The organism is Listeria sp. ILCC797, from assembly GCF_900186185.1.
GTDB lineage: Bacteria > Bacillota > Bacilli > Lactobacillales > Listeriaceae > Listeria > Listeria goaensis.
Genome location: NZ_FYBS01000005.1, coordinates 142269 through 165903 on the forward strand (window position 1 = coordinate 142269; position 23635 = coordinate 165903).

Annotated in this window: 23 protein-coding genes; 18 read left to right on the forward strand and 5 right to left on the reverse strand. The window is 40.6% G+C overall.

Annotated elements, in window-relative coordinates; all coding sequences use genetic code 11:
* Nucleotides 1–42 precede the first annotated feature (42 nt).
* The 10 genes from BN1609_RS07025 (at nt 43) to BN1609_RS07070 (ending at nt 12122) form a co-directional block, all read left to right on the forward strand.
* Nucleotides 43–243, forward strand: coding sequence for a cold-shock protein (locus BN1609_RS07025; protein ID WP_007474297.1), 201 nt, complete (start codon nt 43–45; stop codon nt 241–243).
* A gap of 188 nt (nt 244–431) precedes the next feature.
* Nucleotides 432–2333, forward strand: coding sequence for a 1-deoxy-D-xylulose-5-phosphate synthase (dxs, locus tag BN1609_RS07030; RefSeq protein ID WP_088815838.1), 1902 nt, complete (start codon nt 432–434; stop codon nt 2331–2333).
* The gene (locus BN1609_RS07035; protein WP_088840708.1) at nt 2330–3151 is read left to right on the forward strand and encodes a TlyA family RNA methyltransferase; all 822 of its coding nucleotides are present in this window, start codon (nt 2330–2332) and stop codon (nt 3149–3151) included. Before dxs ends, BN1609_RS07035 begins: the two co-directional genes overlap by 4 nt.
* 173 nt (nt 3152–3324) lie before the next feature.
* A complete protein-coding gene (gene ahrC, locus BN1609_RS07040; RefSeq protein WP_088809963.1) occupies nt 3325–3774 on the forward strand; it encodes a transcriptional regulator AhrC/ArgR in 450 nt (149 codons plus the stop codon).
* An 18-nt stretch (nt 3775–3792) separates the two neighbouring features.
* On the forward strand, nt 3793–5475 hold the full coding sequence (gene recN / locus BN1609_RS07045) for a DNA repair protein RecN (protein ID WP_088809964.1): 1683 nt from the start codon (nt 3793–3795) through the stop codon (nt 5473–5475).
* 834 nt (nt 5476–6309) lie between these two features.
* Nucleotides 6310–7377 (forward strand): butyrate kinase, encoded by a 1068-nt coding sequence (gene buk, locus BN1609_RS07050; protein WP_088809965.1) that lies wholly within the window; start codon nt 6310–6312, stop codon nt 7375–7377.
* A gap of 15 nt (nt 7378–7392) precedes the next feature.
* Nucleotides 7393–8820 (forward strand): dihydrolipoyl dehydrogenase, encoded by a 1428-nt coding sequence (gene lpdA / locus BN1609_RS07055; protein WP_088839259.1) that lies wholly within the window; start codon nt 7393–7395, stop codon nt 8818–8820.
* A 34-nt stretch (nt 8821–8854) separates the two neighbouring features.
* A complete protein-coding gene (locus BN1609_RS07060) occupies nt 8855–9853 on the forward strand; it encodes a thiamine pyrophosphate-dependent dehydrogenase E1 component subunit alpha (protein ID WP_088809969.1) in 999 nt (332 codons plus the stop codon).
* A gap of 2 nt (nt 9854–9855) precedes the next feature.
* Nucleotides 9856–10839 (forward strand): alpha-ketoacid dehydrogenase subunit beta, encoded by a 984-nt coding sequence (locus BN1609_RS07065; protein WP_088809970.1) that lies wholly within the window; start codon nt 9856–9858, stop codon nt 10837–10839.
* 17 nt (nt 10840–10856) lie between these two features.
* Nucleotides 10857–12122, forward strand: coding sequence for a dihydrolipoamide acetyltransferase family protein (locus BN1609_RS07070; RefSeq protein WP_088815833.1), 1266 nt, complete (start codon nt 10857–10859; stop codon nt 12120–12122).
* Between the two features lie 157 nt (nt 12123–12279).
* Here the strand turns inward: BN1609_RS07070 and prli42 are convergent, their stop codons facing one another.
* On the reverse strand, nt 12280–12375 hold the full coding sequence (gene prli42 / locus BN1609_RS07075; protein WP_088809974.1) for a stressosome-associated protein Prli42: 96 nt from the start codon (nt 12373–12375) through the stop codon (nt 12280–12282).
* A 109-nt stretch (nt 12376–12484) separates the two neighbouring features.
* Between prli42 and BN1609_RS07080 the strand changes: the two genes are divergently transcribed.
* The 4 genes from BN1609_RS07080 to BN1609_RS07095 all read left to right on the forward strand — a co-directional run bounded on the left by BN1609_RS07080 (nt 12485) and on the right by BN1609_RS07095 (nt 17495).
* Nucleotides 12485–13585 carry a M20/M25/M40 family metallo-hydrolase gene (locus BN1609_RS07080; protein WP_244169941.1) on the forward strand — a complete coding sequence of 367 codons (1101 nt, stop codon included), beginning with the start codon at nt 12485–12487 and terminating at the stop codon, nt 13583–13585.
* Between the two features lie 128 nt (nt 13586–13713).
* The gene (gene gndA, locus BN1609_RS07085) at nt 13714–15132 is read left to right on the forward strand and encodes an NADP-dependent phosphogluconate dehydrogenase (RefSeq protein ID WP_088809982.1); all 1419 of its coding nucleotides are present in this window, start codon (nt 13714–13716) and stop codon (nt 15130–15132) included.
* A 216-nt stretch (nt 15133–15348) separates the two neighbouring features.
* Nucleotides 15349–16029, forward strand: coding sequence for a response regulator transcription factor (locus BN1609_RS07090; RefSeq protein ID WP_088809984.1), 681 nt, complete (start codon nt 15349–15351; stop codon nt 16027–16029).
* Nucleotides 16026–17495: a HAMP domain-containing histidine kinase gene (locus BN1609_RS07095; RefSeq protein ID WP_088809986.1), complete on the forward strand. Its 1470-nt coding sequence runs from the start codon at nt 16026–16028 to the stop codon at nt 17493–17495. Before BN1609_RS07090 ends, BN1609_RS07095 begins: the two co-directional genes overlap by 4 nt.
* A 34-nt stretch (nt 17496–17529) precedes the next feature.
* Here BN1609_RS07095 and yidC read toward each other — a convergent pair whose 3' ends face one another.
* From yidC to BN1609_RS07110, 3 genes are all read right to left on the reverse strand, one after another.
* A complete protein-coding gene (yidC, locus tag BN1609_RS07100; RefSeq protein ID WP_088809987.1) occupies nt 17530–18357 on the reverse strand; it encodes a membrane protein insertase YidC in 828 nt (275 codons plus the stop codon).
* 40 nt (nt 18358–18397) lie between these two features.
* Nucleotides 18398–18676 (reverse strand): hypothetical protein, encoded by a 279-nt coding sequence (locus BN1609_RS07105; RefSeq protein WP_255377330.1) that lies wholly within the window; start codon nt 18674–18676, stop codon nt 18398–18400.
* A 64-nt stretch (nt 18677–18740) separates the two neighbouring features.
* On the reverse strand, nt 18741–19022 hold the full coding sequence (locus tag BN1609_RS07110) for an acylphosphatase (RefSeq protein ID WP_088809989.1): 282 nt from the start codon (nt 19020–19022) through the stop codon (nt 18741–18743).
* Nucleotides 19023–19151: 129 nt separating this feature from the next.
* Between BN1609_RS07110 and BN1609_RS07115 the strand changes: the two genes are divergently transcribed.
* Both BN1609_RS07115 and fni read left to right on the forward strand, forming a co-directional pair.
* Nucleotides 19152–19538 (forward strand): DUF1033 family protein, encoded by a 387-nt coding sequence (locus BN1609_RS07115; RefSeq protein ID WP_088815829.1) that lies wholly within the window; start codon nt 19152–19154, stop codon nt 19536–19538.
* On the forward strand, nt 19531–20598 hold the full coding sequence (fni, locus tag BN1609_RS07120) for a type 2 isopentenyl-diphosphate Delta-isomerase (protein ID WP_088809992.1): 1068 nt from the start codon (nt 19531–19533) through the stop codon (nt 20596–20598). Before BN1609_RS07115 ends, fni begins: the two co-directional genes overlap by 8 nt.
* Nucleotides 20599–20636: 38 nt before the next feature.
* Here fni and BN1609_RS07125 read toward each other — a convergent pair whose 3' ends face one another.
* Entirely contained in the window at nt 20637–21602 is a 966-nt protein-coding gene (locus tag BN1609_RS07125) for a rhodanese-related sulfurtransferase (RefSeq protein WP_088809993.1), read from the reverse strand.
* 201 nt (nt 21603–21803) lie between these two features.
* Here BN1609_RS07125 and BN1609_RS07130 point away from each other — a divergent pair, with 201 nt between their 5' ends.
* Nucleotides 21804–22730, forward strand: a complete 927-nt coding sequence (locus BN1609_RS07130; protein ID WP_088809994.1) for a YitT family protein — start codon at nt 21804–21806, stop codon at nt 22728–22730.
* Nucleotides 22731–22943: 213 nt separating this feature from the next.
* On the forward strand, nt 22944–23510 hold the full coding sequence (locus BN1609_RS07135; protein ID WP_088809996.1) for an ATP-dependent Clp protease proteolytic subunit: 567 nt from the start codon (nt 22944–22946) through the stop codon (nt 23508–23510).
* Nucleotides 23511–23635: the final 125 nt, after the last annotated feature.

A 23635-nucleotide genomic window follows, 5' to 3' on the forward strand; every position in this document is an offset into this window, starting at 1 on the left:
TACAATATAATGTGCTCGGGAGCACGAGGAGGAATATTTAAAATGGAACAAGGTACAGTAAAATGGTTTAACGCAGAAAAAGGTTTTGGATTTATCGAACGTGAAGGTGGAGACGATGTATTCGTACATTTCAGCGCTATCCAATCTGATGGTTTTAAAAGCTTAGACGAAGGTCAAGCAGTTACTTTTGACGTAGAAGAAGGCGCTCGTGGACCACAAGCGGCTAACGTTAACAAAGCGTAATTACTATTTTAAAATCAAAAGCAAATCTCAATTTTGAGGTTTGCTTTTTTTGTTGTCTAAAAGTATTTTCACTTGAATTCACTTGGTGAAACAGATTGAAAATGATATAATGATTTCAAGTAATGGCAAATAAGCCCAAATAGAATGGGCACTTTTTATTAAATTATGAAGAAAGAGAGCTGTTTCTATTGGATCTTTTTAAAATTAAGGATCCTGCCTTCTTAAAAGATATGGCGATACCTGAAATGGAAGAGTTAGCCGCAGAGATTAGAAAGTTTTTGATTGAATCTACTTCGGTTACAGGTGGCCATATTGGACCTAATTTAGGTGTAGTTGAACTGACGATTGCACTTCATTATGCTTTCCAAAGCCCAGATGACAAATTTATTTGGGATGTTGGGCATCAGTCATATGTGCATAAAATTTTAACGGGTAGGGCAGATAAATTTGATACACTTAGGCAACAGGGCGGATTAGATGGTTTTCCAAAAAGAAAAGAATCTCCTCATGACGTTTTTGAAACGGGACATAGTTCTACTTCTCTTTCCGCAGCAGCAGGGATGGCAATTGCGCGAGATATAAAAAACGAACATTTTCATGTCGTGCCTATTATCGGTGACGGTGCTTTGACAGGCGGAATGGCGCTAGAGGCACTTAATCATATAGGCGATATGGGAAAAGAAGTGATTGTAATTTTAAATGATAATAATATGTCGATTGCACCAAACGTTGGTGCGATGCACAATATGCTCGGAAAGCTACGAACTTCGGGTAAATTTAAACGTGCCAAAAAAGATTTAGAGGCGGCAATGAAAAAAATTCCTACAGCGGGAGATAAAATCGCTGGTTTTGCAGAAAGAGTAAAAGATAGCGTAAAATATTTGCTCGTCCAAGGAACTTTCTTTGAAGAAATGGGTTACACATATTTAGGACCGGTGAACGGTCACGACTATCAAGATTTAATTACGAATCTTGAATTTGCTAAAAAGGTGAAGGGGCCAACGCTTATTCATGTTGTCACGACGAAGGGAAAAGGCTATGCTCCTGCTGAAACTGATAAGCGAGGAACATGGCACGGCACGGGACCGTACAAAGTTGAAACAGGTGCTTTTATTAAACCTGTAACAGATGCGCCGGCATGGAGTGAGGTCATTAGTGAAGGCATTTTGGAACTAGCGAGAAAAGATGAGCGAATTGTTGCGATTACACCAGCTATGCCAGTCGGCTCTAAGCTAGAAAAATTTGCTTTAGAATTTCCAGAACGCTTTTTCGACGTAGGGATTGCCGAACAACACGCCGTTACGCTTGCTGCTGGAATTGCTGCGGAAGGTTTAAAGCCGTTTTTAGCAATTTATTCCACTTTCTTACAGCGCGGCTACGACCAAGTTGTCCACGATGTTTGCAGACAAAACTTAAATGTGATAATTGGAATTGACCGAGCTGGCCTTGTGGGCGGGGACGGTGAGACGCATCAAGGTATTTTTGACATTAGTTTTTTACGCGGAATTCCAAATATCGTGATTGCGATGCCAAAAGATGAATTTGAAGCACGCCAACTGATTCAGACTGCTTATGAGTTTGAAGGTCCGTTCGCACTTCGTTACCCAAGAGGCAACGGATTAGGCGTTGATTTGAGCGGAGCAGCAGAAGCTCTTCCCATTGGGGAATTTGAAACATTGATTGAACCAGTAGATGCTGCAATTTTGACATTTGGCACAACCATTTCTATCGCTTGTGAGGCGGCTCTCCACTTACGCAAACAAGGATTACGCGTCGGCGTTATTAATGCACGCTTCATCAAACCGCTTGACGAAGTTCTTTTACACCAACTTTTTGCGAAAAAAATGCCGATTTTAACGGTTGAGGAAGCCCTTTTAGCGGGTGGATTCGGCAGTGCGGTCTTGGAATTTGCAGAAGAACATGGGTATAGCGACAGCGTTATTAGTCGACTAGGCTTGCCAGATGAATTTATAAGCCACGGTTCAGTAGAAGTCATTTTAGAGGAATATGGCTTATCGGTTTCTGGCATTGAAATGAAAATAAAAGAAATGCTTGCGCGTTTCGGGAAGCAAAAGGCGAATTTATTATGAGTGTAAAAAAAGAACGCGCGGATGTTTTGCTAGTGGAACAAGGCCTTTTTGAAACGAGGGAAAAAGCAAAACGCGCCATTATGGCGGGAATTGTTTTCCGGACGGATACGAGAATCGACAAACCTGGCGAGAAAATTCCTGTGGATAGCGCACTACGCGTGAAAGGAAAAACTTTGCCGTATGTCAGTCGAGGCGGATTAAAACTTGAGAAAGCACTGCAAGTTTTTGATTTTGATGTGCGGGATAAATTGATGCTTGATATTGGCTCATCTACAGGAGGATTCACAGATTGTGCGCTTCAAAACGGGGCGAAACATTCATATGCGCTTGATGTAGGCTATAACCAGTTAGCTTGGAAGCTGCGCAATGATTCGCGGGTTACCGTGATGGAGCGAACTAATTTCCGGCATGTCACACCCGTAGATTTCACGCTTGGCTTAGCAGATTTTGCGACCATTGATGTCTCATTTATTTCTTTAAAGCTTATATTGCCTGTTTTGCGTACGGTGCTTGTAACTGGCGGCGATGTGATGACACTGATTAAACCGCAATTTGAAGCAGGGAAAGAAAATGTTGGGAAAAAAGGTATTGTGCGCGATCCTAAAATTCATTTAGCGGTTTTAGAAGATATTTTAACGGAAGCCGCAAAGCTTGGTTTTAATGTGCTAGGCATTGATTTCTCACCGATTACAGGTGGCGAAGGGAATATTGAATTTATTGCGCATCTTAAATGGACGGGAAATGAATCAGGTGAAATTTTATTAGAGAGCCACGCGCTAGAAAAAATTGTTGCGCTTGCACATACACAATTAGACTAGAAAACCAGTTTTTTATGCTGGTTTTTTTATTTTATACGCATTTTACAAAAAATATAAACCCTCATGAATAAATAAAAATTTGTCAATTCAAAAAATATTTGCGTTAAATCCGTGACTTTATGCGATTTTTTCGTTAATATGGAGATATAAAAAATAACGCGAGGTGAAAAATAGTGAATAAAGGTCATCGACACATTATTATCCGTGAACTTGTAACTTCAAATGAGATTGATACGCAAGAAGAATTAGTAGAACTTTTGCAAAAGCGTGACGTGAAAGTTACGCAGGCAACCATTTCTCGTGACATTAAGGAACTTCATTTGGTGAAAGTGCCAACACAAAATGGAACATATAAGTATAGTTTGCCTGCTGATAACAAATTCAACCCACAGCAAAAATTAAAGCGTACGCTAGTTGACTGCTTTATTAGTATTGATACAGTTCAGTTTATATTGCTTTTAAAAGTAATGCCGGGAAACGGAAACGCAATCGGCGCCTTGCTCGATAATTTAAATTGGCCTGAGAAAGCCGGAACACTTTGTGGCGATGATACTTGTCTAATTATTTGTCGCTCGGAAGAAGACGCACAAAAAGTTTCAGAACGTTTAGTGGAAATGTTATAAAAAGGAGGACTTCGGCAGGTGTTACAAGAATTAACGATTAAAAATTTGGCTATCATTGAATCTCTTTCTCTGTCTTTTGAAGAAGGAATGACCGTTTTAACCGGTGAAACAGGTGCTGGGAAATCGATTATTATCGATGCTCTCGGTTTACTTGTAGGTGGCCGGGGATCAAGTCATTTCATTCGCCACGGCGAAGATAAGCTTTCTTTAGAAGGTTTATTTATCCTTGCAGAAGATAACATCGCTGCGCAAAAAACACTTGCGGAGAACGGTATCGATGCAACGGATAATATGGTTGTGTTAGAGCGAACCATGTTTAGAAGCGGGAAAAATGTTTGTCGCATAAACGGGAAGCTTGTGACAACAGTGCTTCTTCGAGATATTGGTTCCAAATTAATTGATATTCATAGTCAGCATGAGCACCAAGAGTTGATGCATGACGAGTTTCACCTTACACTTCTCGACCGGTACAGCGGCGAAACAAAACCGCTTCAAGAATATGAAGAAACTTTTACTTTGTATAAAAAGGCGCAAAAAGAATTTCGCGATTTCACAAAAAATGAACAAGAACTCGCACAGCGCTTAGATATGCTTCAATTTCAAAATCAGGAAATTGAAGCTGCCCACTTGGAAGCTGGCGAAGAAGAAACCCTTCTTGCGGAAAAAAATATTCTGGCCAATTTCGAGAAATTAAATGAAAATTTGAATGGCGCGTATAGTGCGCTTCAAGCAGATTCTGGCGGACTTTCAGCTGTGAGTGAGGCGATGCATCAGATGGAAACGGCAAAAGGCGTGTCGCCCGATTTTGATAGCGTACACGAAACCATTGCATCAAGCTATTACCAATTGGAAGATGCGGCGATGCAAATTAGACAGGCGCTTGAGCAGATGGAATTCCAGCCAGAGCAATTGAACGAAATTGAAAATCGCTTGGCGGAAATGAACCAATTGAAACGGAAATACGGGAAAAAGGTGGAAGACATAATGGCTTACCATCTTGAAATCCAAGATGAAATTCAAAAACTCGCGAATAGCGAAGCACATGTTGGTGAACTTTCGGAAAACGTCGAACGGCTGGCAAAACAAGTCGCTGAAAAAGCCACGCGCCTAACTTCCCTAAGAAAAAAAGCCGCCACCCAATTGGAAGCGCAAATTAAGCAAGAACTCAGTCAACTGTATATGGAAAAAGCCATATTTGAGGTCCATTTTTCAACCAAAGAAGAGTATTCAGAAACGGGGCAAGATGAAGTGGTTTTTTATATGTCTACAAATCCTGGGGAGCCGGCAAAACCGATGACGAAAATTGCTTCAGGCGGTGAGCTATCGCGTATGATGTTGGCGCTGAAAACGATTTTTTCGAAGCATCAAGGGATTACGTCGATTATTTTTGATGAAGTGGATACGGGAGTAAGCGGGCGCGTGGCACAGGCTATTGCTGAAAAAATTTACGCGGTTTCGGTGGGATCACAAGTCCTTTGTATTACGCATTTACCGCAAGTTGCGGCAATGGCGGATCATCATTACTATATTACGAAAAATATTGAAAATGAACGAACGTCTACTAACGTGGAAATTCTTCACGGAGCTGAAAAAAGTTTGGAGATCAGTCGGATGATTGCGGGGACAGAAGTTACTGAGCTAGCGAAACAACATGCGGAAGAAATGCTTTCCCAAGCAAGTAAGACGAAATCCGCACGATAAAAAAACAAAATTGCTTGCATACGAAAAGCTTTTTGTTTAAAATATAAGAGTAAGTTTTATTACCTACCTATAAAAACAACTACTAATTTTTAATGTAGCTATCTTTTTTTATGGGAAAGCCAAGAGTGATGCAATCATTTTAGGGACGGTAAAACTTGCTTTCATCCAAAAGTTAAGTTTTTGTTTTAGTCGTCATGGTGGTTTGGAAGTTTTCAAACGAGTTCGGACGAAGAGGTTGTTCTGCCATATCATCTTATTTGCAACAGATTACGTGATGAAAAAGTGCACCTGATTTAGGAGAAAAAATAGATGATGCGGAGTATGAGGAAATAGTAACGAAGAAAATAACTTTAAGCAGATTAGTGGAAAACTCTAAATTCACGTAAATTAAAACGCAGCTCCTCGTTATTAGAATGATGAAATTCTTAGCAAGGTCAAGTGCGCTTTGAGACTTTAGCGAGAAAGTCTCAAAGCATGAGCCGCCTATGAAAGACACTATTTAGAATTCCTTCTGTGAAGAGTGCAGATATTTTATGAGGCCTACTGAAAATGCGGATTAAGTTCATTTATGATAGCATTGTTGATTCGAAAGTCCTGATGGTAATTTTTTTTGCAAGTGATTCAAAATTAAATGTAATATTGCCCTTTTTATTAACTGGCAGAATGGTCTGAATATGTTATAAAAATCGGAATAAAGCGTTTTCTTTGTTTTTGATGCAAAGAGTTTTTGGATTGTGAAGCGTGCATGTTACAATAGTGCTGAAATAACTGATAACACATAATAAATTTCACAAATTTAATTCAGTAGGCGATTAGCGCTAGAAGGGGGCAGAAATGAGCTTTACAGTACTTGCGATTAATCCAGGTTCAACATCAACAAAACTCGCAATTTTTGATGGACATACTTTACGTTTTGAAGAAGAAATAAGGCATTCACATGAAGAATTAAAGGGGTTTCGAACAATTCTTGAACAGCTTCAATTTCGTAAGGAAATCATCATTCGAACGTTGCGAAGCAAAGCATTTTCGCTTGAGGAACTTGATGCTATTGTGGGACGTGGAGGGCTTTTAAGGCCACTAAAAGGTGGCACGTATAAGGTAACGGAGAACATGATTCAGGATTTACGAATTGGTGTTTCAGGGCAGCATGCATCTAATTTAGGTGGTTTAATTGCGGCTGAATTAGGCGAGGGCTTTCAAATTCCGATTTATATTGTGGATCCGGTTGTGGTTGATGAATTAGAACCAGTAGCGCGTATTTCTGGTCATAAGGATTATGAAAAAATTAGTATCTTTCATGCGCTAAATCATAAGGCTACGGCGCGTAAGATAGCAAGTGAGCTAGGCCAGGAGTATGAAGCGAGTCGCTTTATTATTGCACATCTAGGCGGTGGTATTTCGGTTGCGGCGCATAAGGACGGGTTTGCTATTGATGTGAATAATGCGCTAGGCGGCGAAGGTCCATTTAGCCCTGAACGCGCTGGAACTATACCGCTTAACGCATTTCTAGACGCGTGTTTTGACCAAAATCATTCAAAAGAAGAATTGCAAAAGCAACTTATGGGTGAGGGCGGCGTTGCTTCGTATCTAGGTACGACGGACATGCGTGAAGTTGAAAAGATGATTGCAAATGGTGATGAATACGCAGCGCTCATTTTTGATGCGATGGCCCTTCAAGTGAGTAAGGAAATCGCGAGTCTTGCTGTGCATTTTACTGGTGAAGTGGATGCCATTATTTTAACTGGCGGGCTTGCAAGGAGCGCTTCTTTTACGAAGAAAATAACGGAGCTGACGTCTTGGATTGCCAAGGTTATTGTCTCACCAGGTGAAGACGAAATGAAGGCTTTAAATGAAGGCGCACAGCGAATTTTGTTAGGACAAGAGATTGCTTTAGAATACTAGGAGGAGGATTTTTAGATGGCGAAAGAGTATGATGTAGTCGTTTTGGGCGGCGGAACAGGTGGTTATGTTGCAGCGATTAGTGCGGCAAAAAATGGCTTATCTGTAGCGGTTGTTGAAAAAGATAAACTAGGCGGAACATGCTTACATCGAGGTTGTATTCCGAGTAAAGCACTACTGCGCTCTGCTGAAGTTTTTCAAACTGTAAAAAAAGCAGAAGAATTTGGTGTTACAGTTGAAGGTGGTGCATCGCTTAATTTCTTAAAGGCACAAGAACGCAAAGCGAAAATTGTGGAGCAATTAACAAATGGTATCCATCAACTGTTTAAACAAGGGAAAATCGACCTATACGAAGGAAAAGGAACGATTTTAGGTCCATCTATTTTCTCGCCTACAGCAGGAACGGTATCCGTCGAATTTCTTGACGGCTCTGAAAATGAAATGCTTATTTCAAAAAATCTTATTATCGCAACAGGCTCAAGACCACGCTCTTTAAAAGGACTCGAACTTGATGAAAAAGATGTATTCTCATCTGACGGGGCGCTCCAAATGGAAGCTTTGCCGAAGTCAATTTTAATCGTTGGTGGCGGTGTAATCGGTATGGAATGGGCTTCGATGCTGCACGATTTTGGCGTTGATGTTACGGTTCTCGAATATGCAGACCGAATCATCCCAACGGAAGATAAAGAAATCTCGAAAGAACTCATGAGGCTCTTTAAAAAGAAAAAAATTAAAATGGTTACGAGTGCAGAAGTTCAGGCGGATTCTTTAATCAAAAAAGATGGCTCTGTCACGATTGATGCGCTTGTTAAGGGCGAAAAGCAAACATTTACAGCTGAAAAAATGCTTGTGTCTGTTGGTCGCGCGGCTAATGTTGAAAATATCGGTTTAGAAAATACAGATGTTGTTGTTGAAAAAGGTTTTATTCAAGTGAATGATGTTTATCAAACAAAGGAAAGCCATATGTTTGCAATTGGCGACTGTATCCCAACGCTTCAATTGGCACATGTTGCGATGCACGAGGGAACGATTGCGGCGAACTTCATTGCTGGCAAGCAGGTGGAAAAATTAAATTATGACTTGGTTCCACGTTGTATTTATACTTCACCAGAAATTGCGAGTGTCGGAATGAGCGAAGACATCGCAAAAGAACGTGGACATGCGGTGAAAAAAGGGAAATTCTTTTTCCGCGGCATTGGGAAAGCACTTGTTTTTGGGGAATCTGACGGATTTGTTAAGGTTTGCTCAGACAAAGAAACAGATGATCTCCTTGGTGTGTCGATGATTGGACCGCATGTGACGGACATGATTAGTGAAGCAGCTCTTGCACAAGTGCTTGATGCGACAGCTTGGGAAATTGGGGCGACGATTCATCCGCATCCAACTTTATCAGAGGCTTTTGCAGAAGCAGCTCTTACTGTTGATGGGAATCAAATTCACGGGTAATAAATACCTTGATTGATAATTAGGAGGAAAGATAATGGCTTTAAAAGATACTGGATTATCTGATGAAAAATTACTGGAAATGTTTCGTACGACTTTATTAGCGCGTCGTTTAGATGAACGTATGTGGCTATTAAATCGCTCAGGGAAAATTCCATTTACAATTTCTGGGCAAGGGCAGGAAATCGCACAAATTGGTGCGGCTTATGCCTTTGATTTAGATGCAGACTATTGTTTGCCGTATTACCGAGATTTAGCAGTTGTTCTTGCATTTGGAATGACAGCGAAAGATATTATGCTTTCTGCGTTTGCCAAAGCAGAAGATCCGAATTCAGGTGGACGACAAATGCCCGCCCATTTCGGGCATAAAGCGCAGCGCATTGTCACCCAAAGTTCTCCTGTTACGACACAATTCCCACATGCGGCAGGGATTGCGTTAGCTGCTCGTATGGCTGGCGAAAATATTGTCGCTTATACATCAACAGGTGAAGGTTCTTCTAATCAAGGTGATTTCCATGAAGGAATTAACTTTGCTAGTGTGCATAAATTACCTGTGGTTTATGTCATTCATAATAATAAATACGCGATTAGTGTACCTGCAGAAAAACAATATGCGGCGAAACAACTTTCTGACCGTGCCATTGGTTACGGCATGCCGGGTGAACGTGTGGATGGAAATAATATTACCGAAGTCTATACAGCATTCAAACGCGCTGTGGACCGCGCTCGTGCGGGTGAAGGCCCATCGTTAATTGAAACAGTTTCATACCGTTTTACGCCACACTCTTCTGATGATGATGATAGCGCGTACCGTTCGAAAGAAGAAGTGAATGATGCGAAAGCAAAAGATCCGCTGCTTATCTTCCAAAACGAGCTTTTAGAAGCAGGCGTTTTGACAGAAGAAATTTTGCAAAAACTTGAAAAAGAAATTGCAAAAGAAGTGAATGAGGCGACAGAATATGCGGAAAATGCACCATACGCGGAGCCGGAATCAGCACTTCTACATGTATACGAAGAGAATGCGGAGGAGGAGTAAAAATGCCAGTCATTTCATATATTGATGCCATTACGATGGCGCTTCGCGAAGAAATGGAACGCGATGATAAAGTATTTATTTTAGGAGAAGATGTCGGTAAAAAAGGCGGCGTTTTTAAAGCAACAGCAGGACTTTATGATAAATTTGGTGAAGAACGTGTTATCGACACGCCGCTCGCTGAATCAGCGATAGCAGGTGTTGGCATCGGGGCGGCTATGTATGGCTATCGTCCTGTAGCTGAAATGCAATTTGCGGACTTCATTATGCCAGCAGTCAATCAGATTATTTCCGAAGCCTCAAGAATTCGCTACCGTTCAAACAACGACTGGACTGTTCCGATGGTCATTCGCGCGCCTTTTGGTGGCGGCGTCCACGGAGCACTTTATCACTCGCAGTCCGTCGAAAAAGTATTCTTCGGCCAACCGGGGCTAAAAATCGTCGTTCCATCGAACCCCTACGACGCAAAAGGGTTGCTAAAAGCGGCGATTCGCGATAACGACCCAGTGCTTTTCTTTGAACATAAGAGAGCTTATCGTTTGCTTAAAGGGGAAGTTCCAGAGACGGACTACACGGTTCCAATTGGAAAAGCCAATGTTGTACGCGAAGGGGATGATATTACGATCATTACCTACGGGCTTGCCGTTGAATTCGCGCAACAGGCGGCAGAAAGGCTAGCTAGTGACGGGTATGAGGCGCATATTTTAGATTTGCGGACGATTTACCCGCTTGATGAGGAAGCCATTATTGAAGCGGCTAAAAAGACTGGGAAAGTCCTTTTAGTGACCGAAGACAATAAACAAGGTAGCATTATTGGAGAAGTGGCGGCAATTATTTCAGAACATTGTTTATTCGACTTGGATGCGCCAATTGCGCGCTTAGCTGGTCCAGATACGCCAGCAATGCCATTCTCACCAACAATGGAAAAATATTTCATGATCAATCCGGATAAGATTTTAGATAAAATGCGGGAACTTGCGGAATTTTAAAGAAGGAGTGAAGAAGTGTGGCTGTTATGGAAATTACAATGCCAAAACTTGGTGAAAGTGTCACGGAAGGAACGATTAGTTCTTGGCTTGTAGAACCGGGACAAAAAGTTGAAAAATATGATGCTTTGGCTGAAGTATTAACAGATAAGGTGACGGCAGAAATTCCATCTTCCTATAGTGGTGTCATTAAAGAAATTATCGCCAAGGAAGATGAAACGCTTGAAGTTGGTGCGATTATTTGTACGATTGAAACGGACGCAGACGGTGCTGAATCTGCGGAAGCTCCTAAAGAAGAACAAACGGCGCAAGTTGAACCTAAAGTGGAACAAAACGGCGGTAGTCTAAAAGAAGCGAAAGCAAGTGCCCCGTCTGGCGCGCGCTTTTCCCCAGCCGTGTTGCACTTGGCTTCAGAACATCAAATTGACTTGGCTGATCTTACAGGAACTGGTGCAGGTGGTCGGATTACGCGTAAAGATGTGCTTCGTTTTGTCGAAAATGGCGGTGTGAAAGCTGCTCCTGCTAAGCAAGCGACGCCTGAAAAAGCTGTTAAAGAAGCGCCGAAAGACTATCCGCGCGCGGCGAATGGCGACCGTGAAATCCCTGTAAATGGCGTGCGCAAAGCTATCGCTAAACATATGGTGGAAAGTAAACATGAAATTCCACATGCTTGGATGATGGTTGAAGCTGATGCGACGCGTTTAGTACGCTATCGTGACAGTATTAAAGAGTCATTTAGAAAAGAAGAAGGCTTTGGCATTACGTATTTTGCGTTCTTTATTAAAGCTGTGGCACGTGCACTTAAAGAGTTCCCAGCGCTTAATAGTACGTGGGCTGGTGACAAAATTATTGAGCATAAAGATGTCAATATTTCGATCGCTATTGCAGCGAACGACTTACTTTACGTGCCAGTTATTAAAAATGCCGATGAGAAATCAATTAAAGGTATTGCGCGTGAAATTAGTGAGCTTGCTGCCAAAGCGCGTGCGAATAAGCTAACAAATGACGATATGTCAGGTGGAACATTCACAGTAAACAGTACGGGTTCATTTGGCTCCGTTCAGTCCATGGGAATCATTAATCATCCGCAAGCAGCCATTTTACAAGTGGAAGCGATTGTGAAACGTCCGGTTATTGTGGACGATATGATTGCTGTTCGTGATATGGTAAATCTATGTTTATCCATTGATCATCGTATCTTAGATGGCCTGTTAGCAGGACGTTTCTTGCAGTCCATTAAAAAGTCTGTGGAAGAGATGACGCAAGATAACACACCGCTTTATTAACGTTTTATTTTGTGAATATAGGGGTATGGTACTGTACATCTAGATCCATACCCCTAAACTCCCTAGATGTTTTTGGGTAGTACTCTTTGCAGTGCTGCTCTTTTTTTGCATAAAAAAAGCCGGAGAACCTCCGACTTTTTGGCGATTGTGATTATTTTTAAAGAAACATCAATACTCCAGCCATGACACTTGAAAGAACGATGGCGATAAGCATTAAGATGACCACAAAACGGACAAATTTTTTGTTGGACATGCAGCATAAGCTCCTCTCGAAACATTGTTACCTTATTTTACCAAGATAGTAGTAACTGTTCAAGAAGAATTATGTTATTCTATATAAAAACAAAGGAAAGAAGGAGAGAATGATGGCCGCATCCGATTTTTTTGAAGAGCTCGTAAAAATTTATTCCCCGTCTTACAACGAAGCGGAAATACTGGACTACATCGAGTCAGAACTCAAAAAGCGGAATGTGCAAATACTTGTTAAATCAGACGACGGGATTATGGCGCGCTTAGACAAAACGGATGAACACTTTCCTGCGCTGTTCTTTAATGCTCACGTGGATACAGCAACGAACGGGGAGGCTCCGAAGCTGGAAAAGCGGAATGGAGTTTACACAAGTGAGAATGGTTTTTTAGGGGCAGACGATAAGGCTGGCGTCGCAGTTATGCTCGAGCTGATTGACACGCTACAAACGAATTCAGAAGCGAAGCACGGAACACTTGAGTTCATTTTTTCAGCAAAAGAAGAGGTAGGGATGCTCGGGGCTAAAATGCTCGATTTAAGTGTGCTGACGTCACGCTTCGGATATTCGCTGGACGCACCGGGAGAAGTGGGGAGCTTTCAAATCGCCTGCGAGTCACATGTCGTGCTCGATTTTACGATTATCCAAAATTTCAAAAAATCACAAATATCCGCGATTAATGTTGCTAGAACTATCATCCATAAGTTGAAACAAGTCAATTTGCCGCCGGCTGTAAAACATGCGGTGAAGCAATTTGAAGGCGCAATTAATGAAAATGCTGATGAAACTGTTTTCATGAAATTGGAACTATCTGGTTACATGCCGCTTGAAGAATTGATGCCGTATATGGAAGAAGTGAAGCAACTATTTTTTGAGGCGGGTATCAAATACGACGTTGAAATTGAAGGGGAGTCGCATGTGACACATCCCGGTTTCCGTTTAGAAGAGCGCCATCATAGCGTGGCATTACTAAAGCGGGCGTTAAACCGCTTAAAATGGCCAGTCGAATCCGTTTGTTTTGCGGGCGGATCAGACGCGAGTGTGTTTAACGAGCGCGGGCTTGTTACCGTACTCCTTTCTGCTGGGTATCAAAATCCGCATTCAAAGGAAGAACAAATTTCTGAAAATACGCTTGAACGGTTAACAGAACTGGTGTTAGCCCTTGCTTTATCCGGAGAAAATCTTGGGGAAACGATTTCTTTTTCAAAAAATTTGTAAAATGTTGTGAATGGCTAGAAACATTCATTTGCCGTGATTCTCAATATTTGGTATAGTAGAGTGGTTGAAAGAAAATGTAAGACAGGGGACTTCTGCCTTAAAAATACGAGGAAGGGAAGAATTTTCATATGGCAAAACAAGAAATTGGCGTTATTGGAATGGGTGTAATGGGGCGTAACCTTGCACTAAATATTGAAAGTCGCGGGCACACGGTATCGATTTTCAACCGTTCTACTGAAAAAACAAAAGCGGTTATGGAAGCAAATCCGGATAAAAAATTAGTTCCGACTTATAGTTTAGAGGAGTTTGTTGAATCTCTTGAAGTACCGCGCCGTATTTTGATTATGGTTCAAGCAGGTAATGCGACGGACATGATGATTGAAGCGGTAAAACCTTTCCTAACAGAAGGCGATATTTTAATTGATGGCGGAAATGCATTCTTTGAAGACACAATTCGTCGTAACAAAGAGTTGAGCGAAGAAGGTTTCAACTTCATTGGAACAGGCGTTTCTGGCGGAGAAGAAGGCGCACTTAAAGGCCCATCTATTATGCCTGGTGGACAAAGAAAAGCGTACGATTTAGTGGCGCCAATTTTGCGTGAAATCGCAGCTGTTGCAGACGGTGAACCGTGTGTCACTTACATTGGTCCAGATGGTGCTGGTCACTACGTTAAAATGGTGCACAACGGCATCGAATACGGCGACATGCAACTCATCGCTGAAGCCTACACGATTTTAAAAGATATTGTTGGTTTAAATCACGATGAATTAGCTGACGTTTTCGCAGAATGGAACGAAGGCGAACTAGATAGCTACTTAATTGAAATTACGAAGAACATTTTAAAAGTGCGTGACGATGAAACTGGGAAACCAATCGTTGACGTCATTTTAGATAAAGCCGGCCAAAAAGGTACTGGTAAATGGACAAGCCAAAGCGCGCTTGATTTAGGCGTACCGCTTTCGCTCATTACAGAATCTGTTTTCGCGCGTTATATTTCTGCGCTTAAAGATGAACGTAAATACGCCAGCACCATTTTAAGCGGCCCTTCTAGCTATCATTTTGATGGTGATAAGAAGGCGTTTGTTGAATCTGTACGTCGTGCTTTGTACTTCAGTAAAATCGCTTCTTATGCCCAAGGTTTTGCGCAAATGAAAGCGGCGAGCGACGAGTATGAGTGGGATCTTCAATACGGGGAAATTGCGAAAATTTTCCGCGCGGGTTGTATTATTCGTGCCCGTTTCTTACAAAAAATTACAGATGCCTACAATAATGATAAGCATTTAAGCAATCTTCTTTTAGATCCATACTTTAAAGATATTGCGCATAACTATCAAGGAGCACTTCGCGAAGTAGTTTCTGAAGCTGTAAAAGCTGGGATTCCGGTTCCAACGTTCACAGCGGCAATCAGCTATTATGATAGCTACCGTTCCGAAGTTCTACCAGCGAACTTAATCCAAGCTCAACGCGATTATTTCGGCGCTCATACGTACGAGCGTGTCGACAAACCTGGCGTGTTCCATACAGAGTGGCCAGAAGTTGATGAATAAAAATAACTAAGACACATCTCTTTTAAGAGGTGTGTTTTTTGTTTACAGCTTTTTATGGAGGCTGGTATACTTACAGCAATAAGTCTGATTTCTTAAAATCAGCTAAGATTTTATCAAAAAAGTTGTCATAAAGGGATTATTAGTTGTTTTATCTGCAAAGTTAGTTACAATAGTAATAGGTATGATGTTTTTGAAACCGAAAGAGAGGTTTTTCAGATGAGTAAAATTTTAATCGTTGAAGATGAAAAAAATTTAGCACGTTTTATAGAGCTTGAACTTCAACATGAAAACTATGAAACAAAAGTGGCTAATGATGGAAGAGCGGGGCTAGAACTTGCACTCGAAGAAGACTGGGATGCCATTTTACTTGATTTAATGTTACCGCATTTAAATGGTGTAGAAGTATGCCGACGCGTTCGTCAAGTGAAGCAAACACCAATTATAATGATAACAGCAAGAGATTCAGTTATTGACCGAGTTTCAGGACTGGATCACGGGGCAGATGATTACATCGTAAAACCATTTGCGATAGAAGAACTTCTTGCGCGCTTGCGCTCACTCCTTCGTCGCGTTGAAAATGCTGAGCAATCCTTAAAACAAACGACGCTCGAATATCGTGATTTAGTTGTAGAAAAGGAAAGCCGCATTGTTCGCCGAGGTGAGGAAGTTATCGACTTAACAAAAAGGGAGTATGAGTTACTTTTAACCTTAATGGAAAACATCAACATTGTTTTAACCAGAGAAGTGCTTTTAAATAAGGTTTGGGGTTACGAAACTGAGGTTGAAACGAACGTGGTGGACGTCTATGTCCGTTATTTGCGGAATAAAATCGATCACCCTGATGAAGAAAGCTATATTCAGACCGTTCGGGGCACAGGCTATGTGATGCGTACATGACGACGAGTAACTTTTCACTAAAGAGCCGTTCTTTAAAGTTTAAATGGACATTCGGCGCCAGTGCCGCCATTTTCCTTACATTTTTCCTGTTTTCATACGCAATTTATCAAGGCATTGGACAAATGCTTTTAAATGAAGAAGAGCAGAAAGTCGATTCGTTGTTAGCTGAAACAACAGCCAATGAAGTGCTGAAAAGCGGAAATCTTGATAATACGGATTTGCTGGTCGAAGTTTTCGATAAAAATCCGAACATCAGCCGTAAAATACAAGACCAAGTCATTGCGCTTTATGATGCAGATGGGCAATATATTCAAAAGTACTTTTTAACGGCCAGTACAAAAACGGCCAACAACGATTTTACACAATATTTTCGGCAAACGAATGAACGGGTGACAAGTAAGCCCACGATTAATGGGGATAAAATGTTGATTTCACAAGGTCCAATTACATCCATAAGTGATAATTCTACTGTTATCGGTTATGTTCAAATTATTAATCCGTTAACAAGTTACAACAAAATTATGGGTAAATTGCTTGTAACGATGTTCATTCTTGGCGGGGTTGCACTATTTATTAGTGGAATGTTGGGTTATTTGCTCGCACAAAACTTCCTGAGTCCGTTAACGAAACTGGCGAAAGGAATGAATGATGTTCGCAATAATGGTTTCCAAAAACGAATTGAAACGACATCCAAGTCGCGTGACGAGATTACTGAGCTTACCGTTATTTTTAACGACATGATGACGCGAATTGAAACGAGCTTTGAGCAGCAAAAACAATTTGTGGAAGATGCCTCGCATGAACTGAGGACACCAGTGCAAATTATGGAAGGTCATTTGAAACTACTTAATCGGTGGGGGAAAAGTGATCCAGAGGTGTTAGACGAATCATTAAATGCTTCGCTAACCGAACTCAACCGAATGAAACGCTTAGTGCAAGAAATGCTTGATTTATCGCGCGCTGAACAAGTTTCTCAAACAAAAGAACTTCAAATCGTCAATGTGAACGATGTTGTGGAGCAAGTAAAACGCAATTTTGAAGTCATGTATGAAGATTTTACTTTTACTTTAGACGAGAAAGAAACCGATTTACATGCGATGATTCAGCACAATCATTTGGAACAACTACTCATTATTATTATGGACAACGCTGTGAAGTATTCGGACGGAGCGAAAGAAGTGAATATGAATGTTTTCAAAGTGAAAGACAAAATTCACATTTCAATTCGCGATCACGGTGTCGGAATTTCTGCTGATGAAATTGATAAAGTATTTAATCGTTTTTACCGCGTAGATAAGGCACGCAGTCGCGAAAAAGGTGGGAACGGCTTAGGACTAGCTATCGCCAAGCAGCTAGTTGAAGGCTATTTAGGAACCATTAACGCAAAAAGCGAAGAAGATAAAGGCACAGAAATTACCATCACGTTACCTGTTATTCAAAAAGAAGAAGCTGAGGTAACTAAATAAAAAAAAGCTGGGGTTATAACGCCCCAGCTTCTTTTTATTGTTGTTTCTTTTGTTCCTCGACAATTTTTTCGAATTCGCGTTCTTCTTTCGCCATTTCTTTAACTTCTGGATGTTTGTTCATATAAAGTTTTTTCGTAAGTAAAGTTTGACCAGCTAAGAAAATCCCACCGACAGCCCAGTACAAAGCAAGTGCAGAAGGCGCTGAAAACGAAATAAATAAAATCATCGCAGGGGATAGTAATCCCATGATACGCATTTGTTTTTTCTGTTCAGGAGTATAACCAATCATTGAAATAAAATATTGACCAAGATAGACGAGCCCGGCTATAATAGCTAGAATCGTGTCTGGTGAGCCCAAATTAAACCATAAGAAAGTGTGGCTTGCGATTTCTTCTGATCCACGAATAGCATAGTAAAACGCCATTAAAATCGGCATTTGAATGAGAAGTGGCAAACAACCCATTTGCATCGGATTAATATCATATTTTTTATAGACGGTCATCATTTCTTGTTGAATTTTTGATTGTTCTTCTTTTGTTGCCGCACGTTTTAAGCGCGCTTGAATATCATCAATTTCAGGTTTCGCAACAGCCATTTTGGACTGCATGGACATTTGTGCTTTCGCTGTACGCAAGTTTAGCGGCATGATAATGGCACGGATAATAAGAGTTGTAATAATGATAGAAATCCCGTAATTATCGTTAAAGAATGATGCCACAAACTGAATAAACCAAACAAGTGGTGCAATTAAATACGTATAGAAAAAGCCGTCCTGATTTTGTGATGGATCCATGCTACATCCAGAAAGGACGAGTAGCGCCACCGCAAGCATGCTAATGAGTATAATTTTTTTCTTCTTCACTGTTCTTATTTCCTCCTAAAAGTTCATTCTGCTTGAAAGATTAAGAACGATGGCTTTCTTCGTCATCGGACTGACTTTTTTTCAAAGTAGCAACAATCCAATTAACGACGAAACTAACATGCTCATTGACCATTTCTATTCGCCTATCAATCGTTAAATGAGAAACATGGATTGCTTCAGCGCGCGATAACATTTTAGGTTTAAACAGTGTGATAACTGGCCAAAAACGAAATAGCGCAAGCATAAGTAAAAATGTCACAGTAAGTGATACATACTCTGGCTCTGAAAACATTTGAACAAGAATTGTCACGACGCGCATCAGCTCCTTTCCCGGTTCATTCCTTAACTATAATTCAAATAGTACTGGAATTCAAGCCCTCATTTTAGTAAACGATATCAAAAGTTTTCGTTTCAGGAACAGGAGCGCCTTTGTAGATGAAAACTTCTTGAATGCGCGCACTAGGCGAGGGGCCTTTTTTTACAGCCTCAATAAATTTTTCAAGCTTGTCACTTTCCGCACGCGCCGCAATTTCAACAGAACCATCATCTAAATTTTTTACAGTCCCGCAAACATCATATTTATAGGCCACATGTTTTGTCGTATAGCGAAAGCCAACACCTTGCACAAAGCCAGTAACGCGAATAATTGCTGTTTCAATTGCCATCCTGATACACACCCTTCATTTATCCTTTACATCTTAGTTTAGCGCTTTTTCTCCCGAGTTTCAAAAATTTACTTTCCGCAGTCCAATTGCTATAATTTAACTATTCTGTAGTGTGGGAGATGTTTTCAAATGACTGAATGGAAAGTGCTTTTAACAACAGGTGACTACGAACCATGGTGGTTTTTTGAAGAATGGGAAGAAAATATCGTTTCAAGTTTTACTTTTGAGAAGAAAGAAGAAGCCTTCTCAAAATATCGCGAAATCGCCCAACAACTCATTTTAGATTATCCGCATCAAGCTTTAAAAAAAGACGTTCTCTTCGCAGCTTGGAATGAAGATGAGATTGCCTACTGCGAGGACTGTGAGGACGATATTCAGACATTTCACGGTTTAATTTTAATGGAGAATAATGCCGTTTACACCCCGACAGAAGGGGAAAAAGCAAAATGGTTTAGCGAGATTAGCCCGTTTGAAGTCAAGTTTTCAAATGAAGAAAGTGGGGAAGAAATTGGATAAAAAAGAAGCGCTGCTTAGAGAACGCAGAAAAGACGAACATGTGACGCTTGCTTTAAAAAACTATGAGCGAACGGAATATGTTTTTCGAGATTTACAAATCTTAGGAACGTCACTTCCTCGCTTAGACGTACAAGACGTTTCACTACAAACACAATTTGCAGGGCACACGTTTGATGTCCCTTTCTATATTAACGCTATGACAGGTGGCAGTGCACACACGAAAAATATCAATCAAGATTTAGCCGAAATCGCACGTGAAGCCGGCCTTGCGATGGCTGTCGGTTCACAGTCTGCTGCTCTTTCAAATCCGGATTTAATTCCCACCTATGAAATTGTCAGGAAGACACACCCAAACGGCATTTTATTTGCAAATGTAAGCCCGGAAGTTTCCGTTGAAAAAGCGAAGCGTGCCATCGAAATGTTAGAAGCAAATATATTACAAATTCATATTAATCCGGCGCAAGAGCTCGTGATGCGTGAAGGTGACCGTCATTTTGCGCACTGGGCAGAGGCGATAAAAAAATATACGGAACAAATAAATATCCCGATTATCGTCAAAGAAGTCGGCTTTGGTATGCGCTTTGAAACGGTTCGGCTTTTAAAAGAACTTGGGGTTCAAACTGTGGATCTTGGCGGACGTGGTGGAACTAATTTTGCAGAAATTGAAAATGACCGAAGACGAGATCAAGGTTATGATTTTATGCAAGAGTGGGGGTTAACAACGGCAGAGTCTTTGCTTGATGTTAAGCGACCAGAGTTTAGCGACATGGAATTTATCGCGTCGGGAGGAATCAAAACGCCACTTGATATGATGAAAAGTTTTATTTTAGGTGCAAAAGCTGCTGGTATCGCTGGCCTTGTTCTTCATTCTTTGAAAAAAGAAGGGAAGGGGGCAACTATTCAGAAGCTGAGACTTTTTAAAGAAAATTTGGCGGCTTTATTCGTGCTTGCTGACGCTAAAAATATGCTTGAAATTTCTGGCACGCCGCTCATTGTGAAGGGTGAGTTGCAAGATTTTTGTATGGCACGAGGAATTGATTTTCAGAAGTTGGCAAAATAAAAAGCAAAAATGCAAAGACGCATTTTTGCTTTTTCCATTTAACGAATGGATTTTGATAACGTTTCGCCAATTGCAAGAAGGCGAGTTTCTAGGTCTTCCTGAGAAAGGTGGTTATTTTTTACATAGAGGTTTTCAGGATGAACGCGGCATTCATGAGAACAACTGTGCAAATATTTTTCATCATTTTCTTCTGAAGCAAGAATTTGCTTGTTGCAATAAGGATTCGCGCAGTTAATATAGCGTTCGCACGGTGTCCCGTCAAAATGGTCACGGCCAACAACTCGGTGTTCAACACGGTTGATAGGTACAGAAATACGTTCATCAAACACATACATCATGCCGTCCCATAAATCGCCTTTTGTATTTTCGTTTTTGCCGTATGTGGCAATACCGCCGTGGAGTTGCGAAACGTCTTCAAATCCTGCCGTTTTCAGCCAGCCAGAAAATTTTTCACAACGAATTCCGCCTGTACAGTAAGTAACGATTTTTTTACCATCAAATTGTTCGCGATTTTCTTCTACCCATTCTGGTAAGTCGCGGAATGCTTTAATATCTGGACGAATGGCACCGCGAAAGTGTCCCAAATCAAATTCATAATCATTTCTTGCATCTAGGACAACCGTGTCTGGATCTTTTAGAGCTTCGCGAAATTCTTCAGGTGCCATGTAGTTTCCCGTTACTTCGAGAGGGTTTACATCATCTTCTAAATGAAGCGATACAATTTCCGTACGAGGCCGGACATGCATTTTTTTAAAGGCATGTTTGTCGGTTTCATCTATTTTAAAAACCATATCCTGGAAGCGAGCGTCGGCATGCATATGCTCCATATATTGCTTGGCAGCTTCTTTTGTGCCTGAAACTGTTCCGTTAATCCCTTCGGTCGCTACTAAAATTCTTCCTTTTAATCCAATTTCTTTACAAAAAGCACTATGCTGTTTTGCAAATGTTTCAGGATCATCAATTGTCGTGTATTTGTAGTATAACAACACTTGATAGTCACTCATTTTTTATCACCCTTATTTTATTAATTTATTATGTGAAAAGATACGCATTGTTATGCTATTCTCCACAAGTTGCGCACCTTTTATCTTACTATAAGTAAGGAGAATTCGGCAAGTGTAAAAGTACTTCACCAAATGAAGTTTCTATACAACTTAAAAGTGGCTATGCTATACTAAAAAGAGATAAAATGCGGAAAACAGGAAGTGATGGCTTTGCAAGTAAACTCGGATTTTTTAGAAGAACAAGCATTACGAGAAGTGAAGATTCGTAGGCGTAAAAAAATAAAGTGGCTGTTCTATAAAATTTTTATTATTACTGTCGGCGCAATATTAATGGGTGTCGGCCTTGAACTTTTCCTCGTAAATAATCAAATTTTAGATGGTGGCGTAGTGGGGATTTCCATTATTATCTCGCAACTTTCGCCGCTTCCTCTAGGTATATTAACCTTTGTTTTAAATATTCCTTTCTTTATTCTCGGTTACCGGCATATTGGTAAAGTATTTGCTTTATTCACATTGTATGGCATTGCGGTCATGTCTATTGTGACACTTTTACTGCATGATTTTGAACCTGTAACAGATGATTTACTGCTCGCAACTGTTTTTGGCGGTGTGACGCTTGGACTAGGCGTGGGACTTGTAATTCGTAACGGAGGGGCGCTTGACGGGACGGAAATTGTTTCCATCATCATTAATGGTAAAACGCCTTTTTCTACAGGACAAATCATTATGGTCATCAATATTATTATTTTTTGTGTAGCAGGATTTGCTTTTAATTGGGATAGAGCGATGTATTCTCTCATTACATACTTTTTAGCGTATAAAGTCATTGATATTGTCATTCAAGGAATGGACGAATCAAAAAGTGCTTTTATTATCAGCAAGTACTATGAAGAAATTGGGCTTGAAATTATGGAGCAAATTGGCAAAAGTGTGACCTATCTTGATTCTACTGGCGGTTATTCAGGCCATACGGGCAAAGTGATTTTTGTTATTATTTCTCGGTTTGAAGAAGTCAAATTAAAAGCGATTTTAGACGACATTGATCCAGAGGCCTTTTTGGCAGTTGGCGGAAGTATGTCAGAAGTCCGCGGCGGTAAAATGAGACCGAAACGGACGCCGCATTTATAAAATGCACCGAACTCTGACAAACAGCAAATTTCGGATTTCTGGCCTCGGGGAAACTGTTAGTTCAATGCACGCAAATTCTCTCGTTCATTGTCTGTGGAAGGTGTGCTTGCGTTTTATTTTGAAGTTTTCTATAGTCTACTACACATATCTTTTGAACTTGTTTGCTCAAAAAGGTACAATGAACAAATAAATTGTTTTGAAGAGGAGTGCAGAATGGAAGTAGACAGAAACCAAGATATTAATCATTTATTAACACGAAAAATGATTGATAATCGGACCATTTTAATATACGGCGAAATTAATCAAGATTTAGCCAAAGAAGTTTTTAGTCAGTTGTTGCTTTTAGAATCTTTGAATGATAATCCGATTACAATCTTTATTAATAGCCTAGGTGGCCATATTGAAGCAGGAGATACAATTCATGATATGATACGTTTTGTCAAACCGGAAGTCCGTATTATCGGCACTGGCTGGGTGGCTAGTCCAGGCATCACAATTTATTTAGCAGCTAAAAAGAAAAATCGTTTTAGCTTGCCGAACACGCATTACATGATTCATCAACCTCTTGGTGGGGGGCAAGGTCAAAATAGCGAAATCGAAATTGAAGCGCGTGAAATTATTAGAATGCGTGAACGAATTAACCGTATGATTAGCGAAGCAACTGGACAACCGCTTGACAAAATTGCAAAAGACACCAATCGTAATTTTTGGCTTTCTGCTAATGCTGCGATTGAATACGGCATTGTCAATAAAATTATTCAAAGTGGTGCCGAATTGTAACAAGAAAACCGCGACTTTTCCATTAAGTGTTGCGGTTTTTTACGTACATTTGTTTGGTAAATAGGACTTTTGAATGAGTCAAGCGAAGTTGAAATATGTTATAATAAAGCAGGATTTTCATGAGA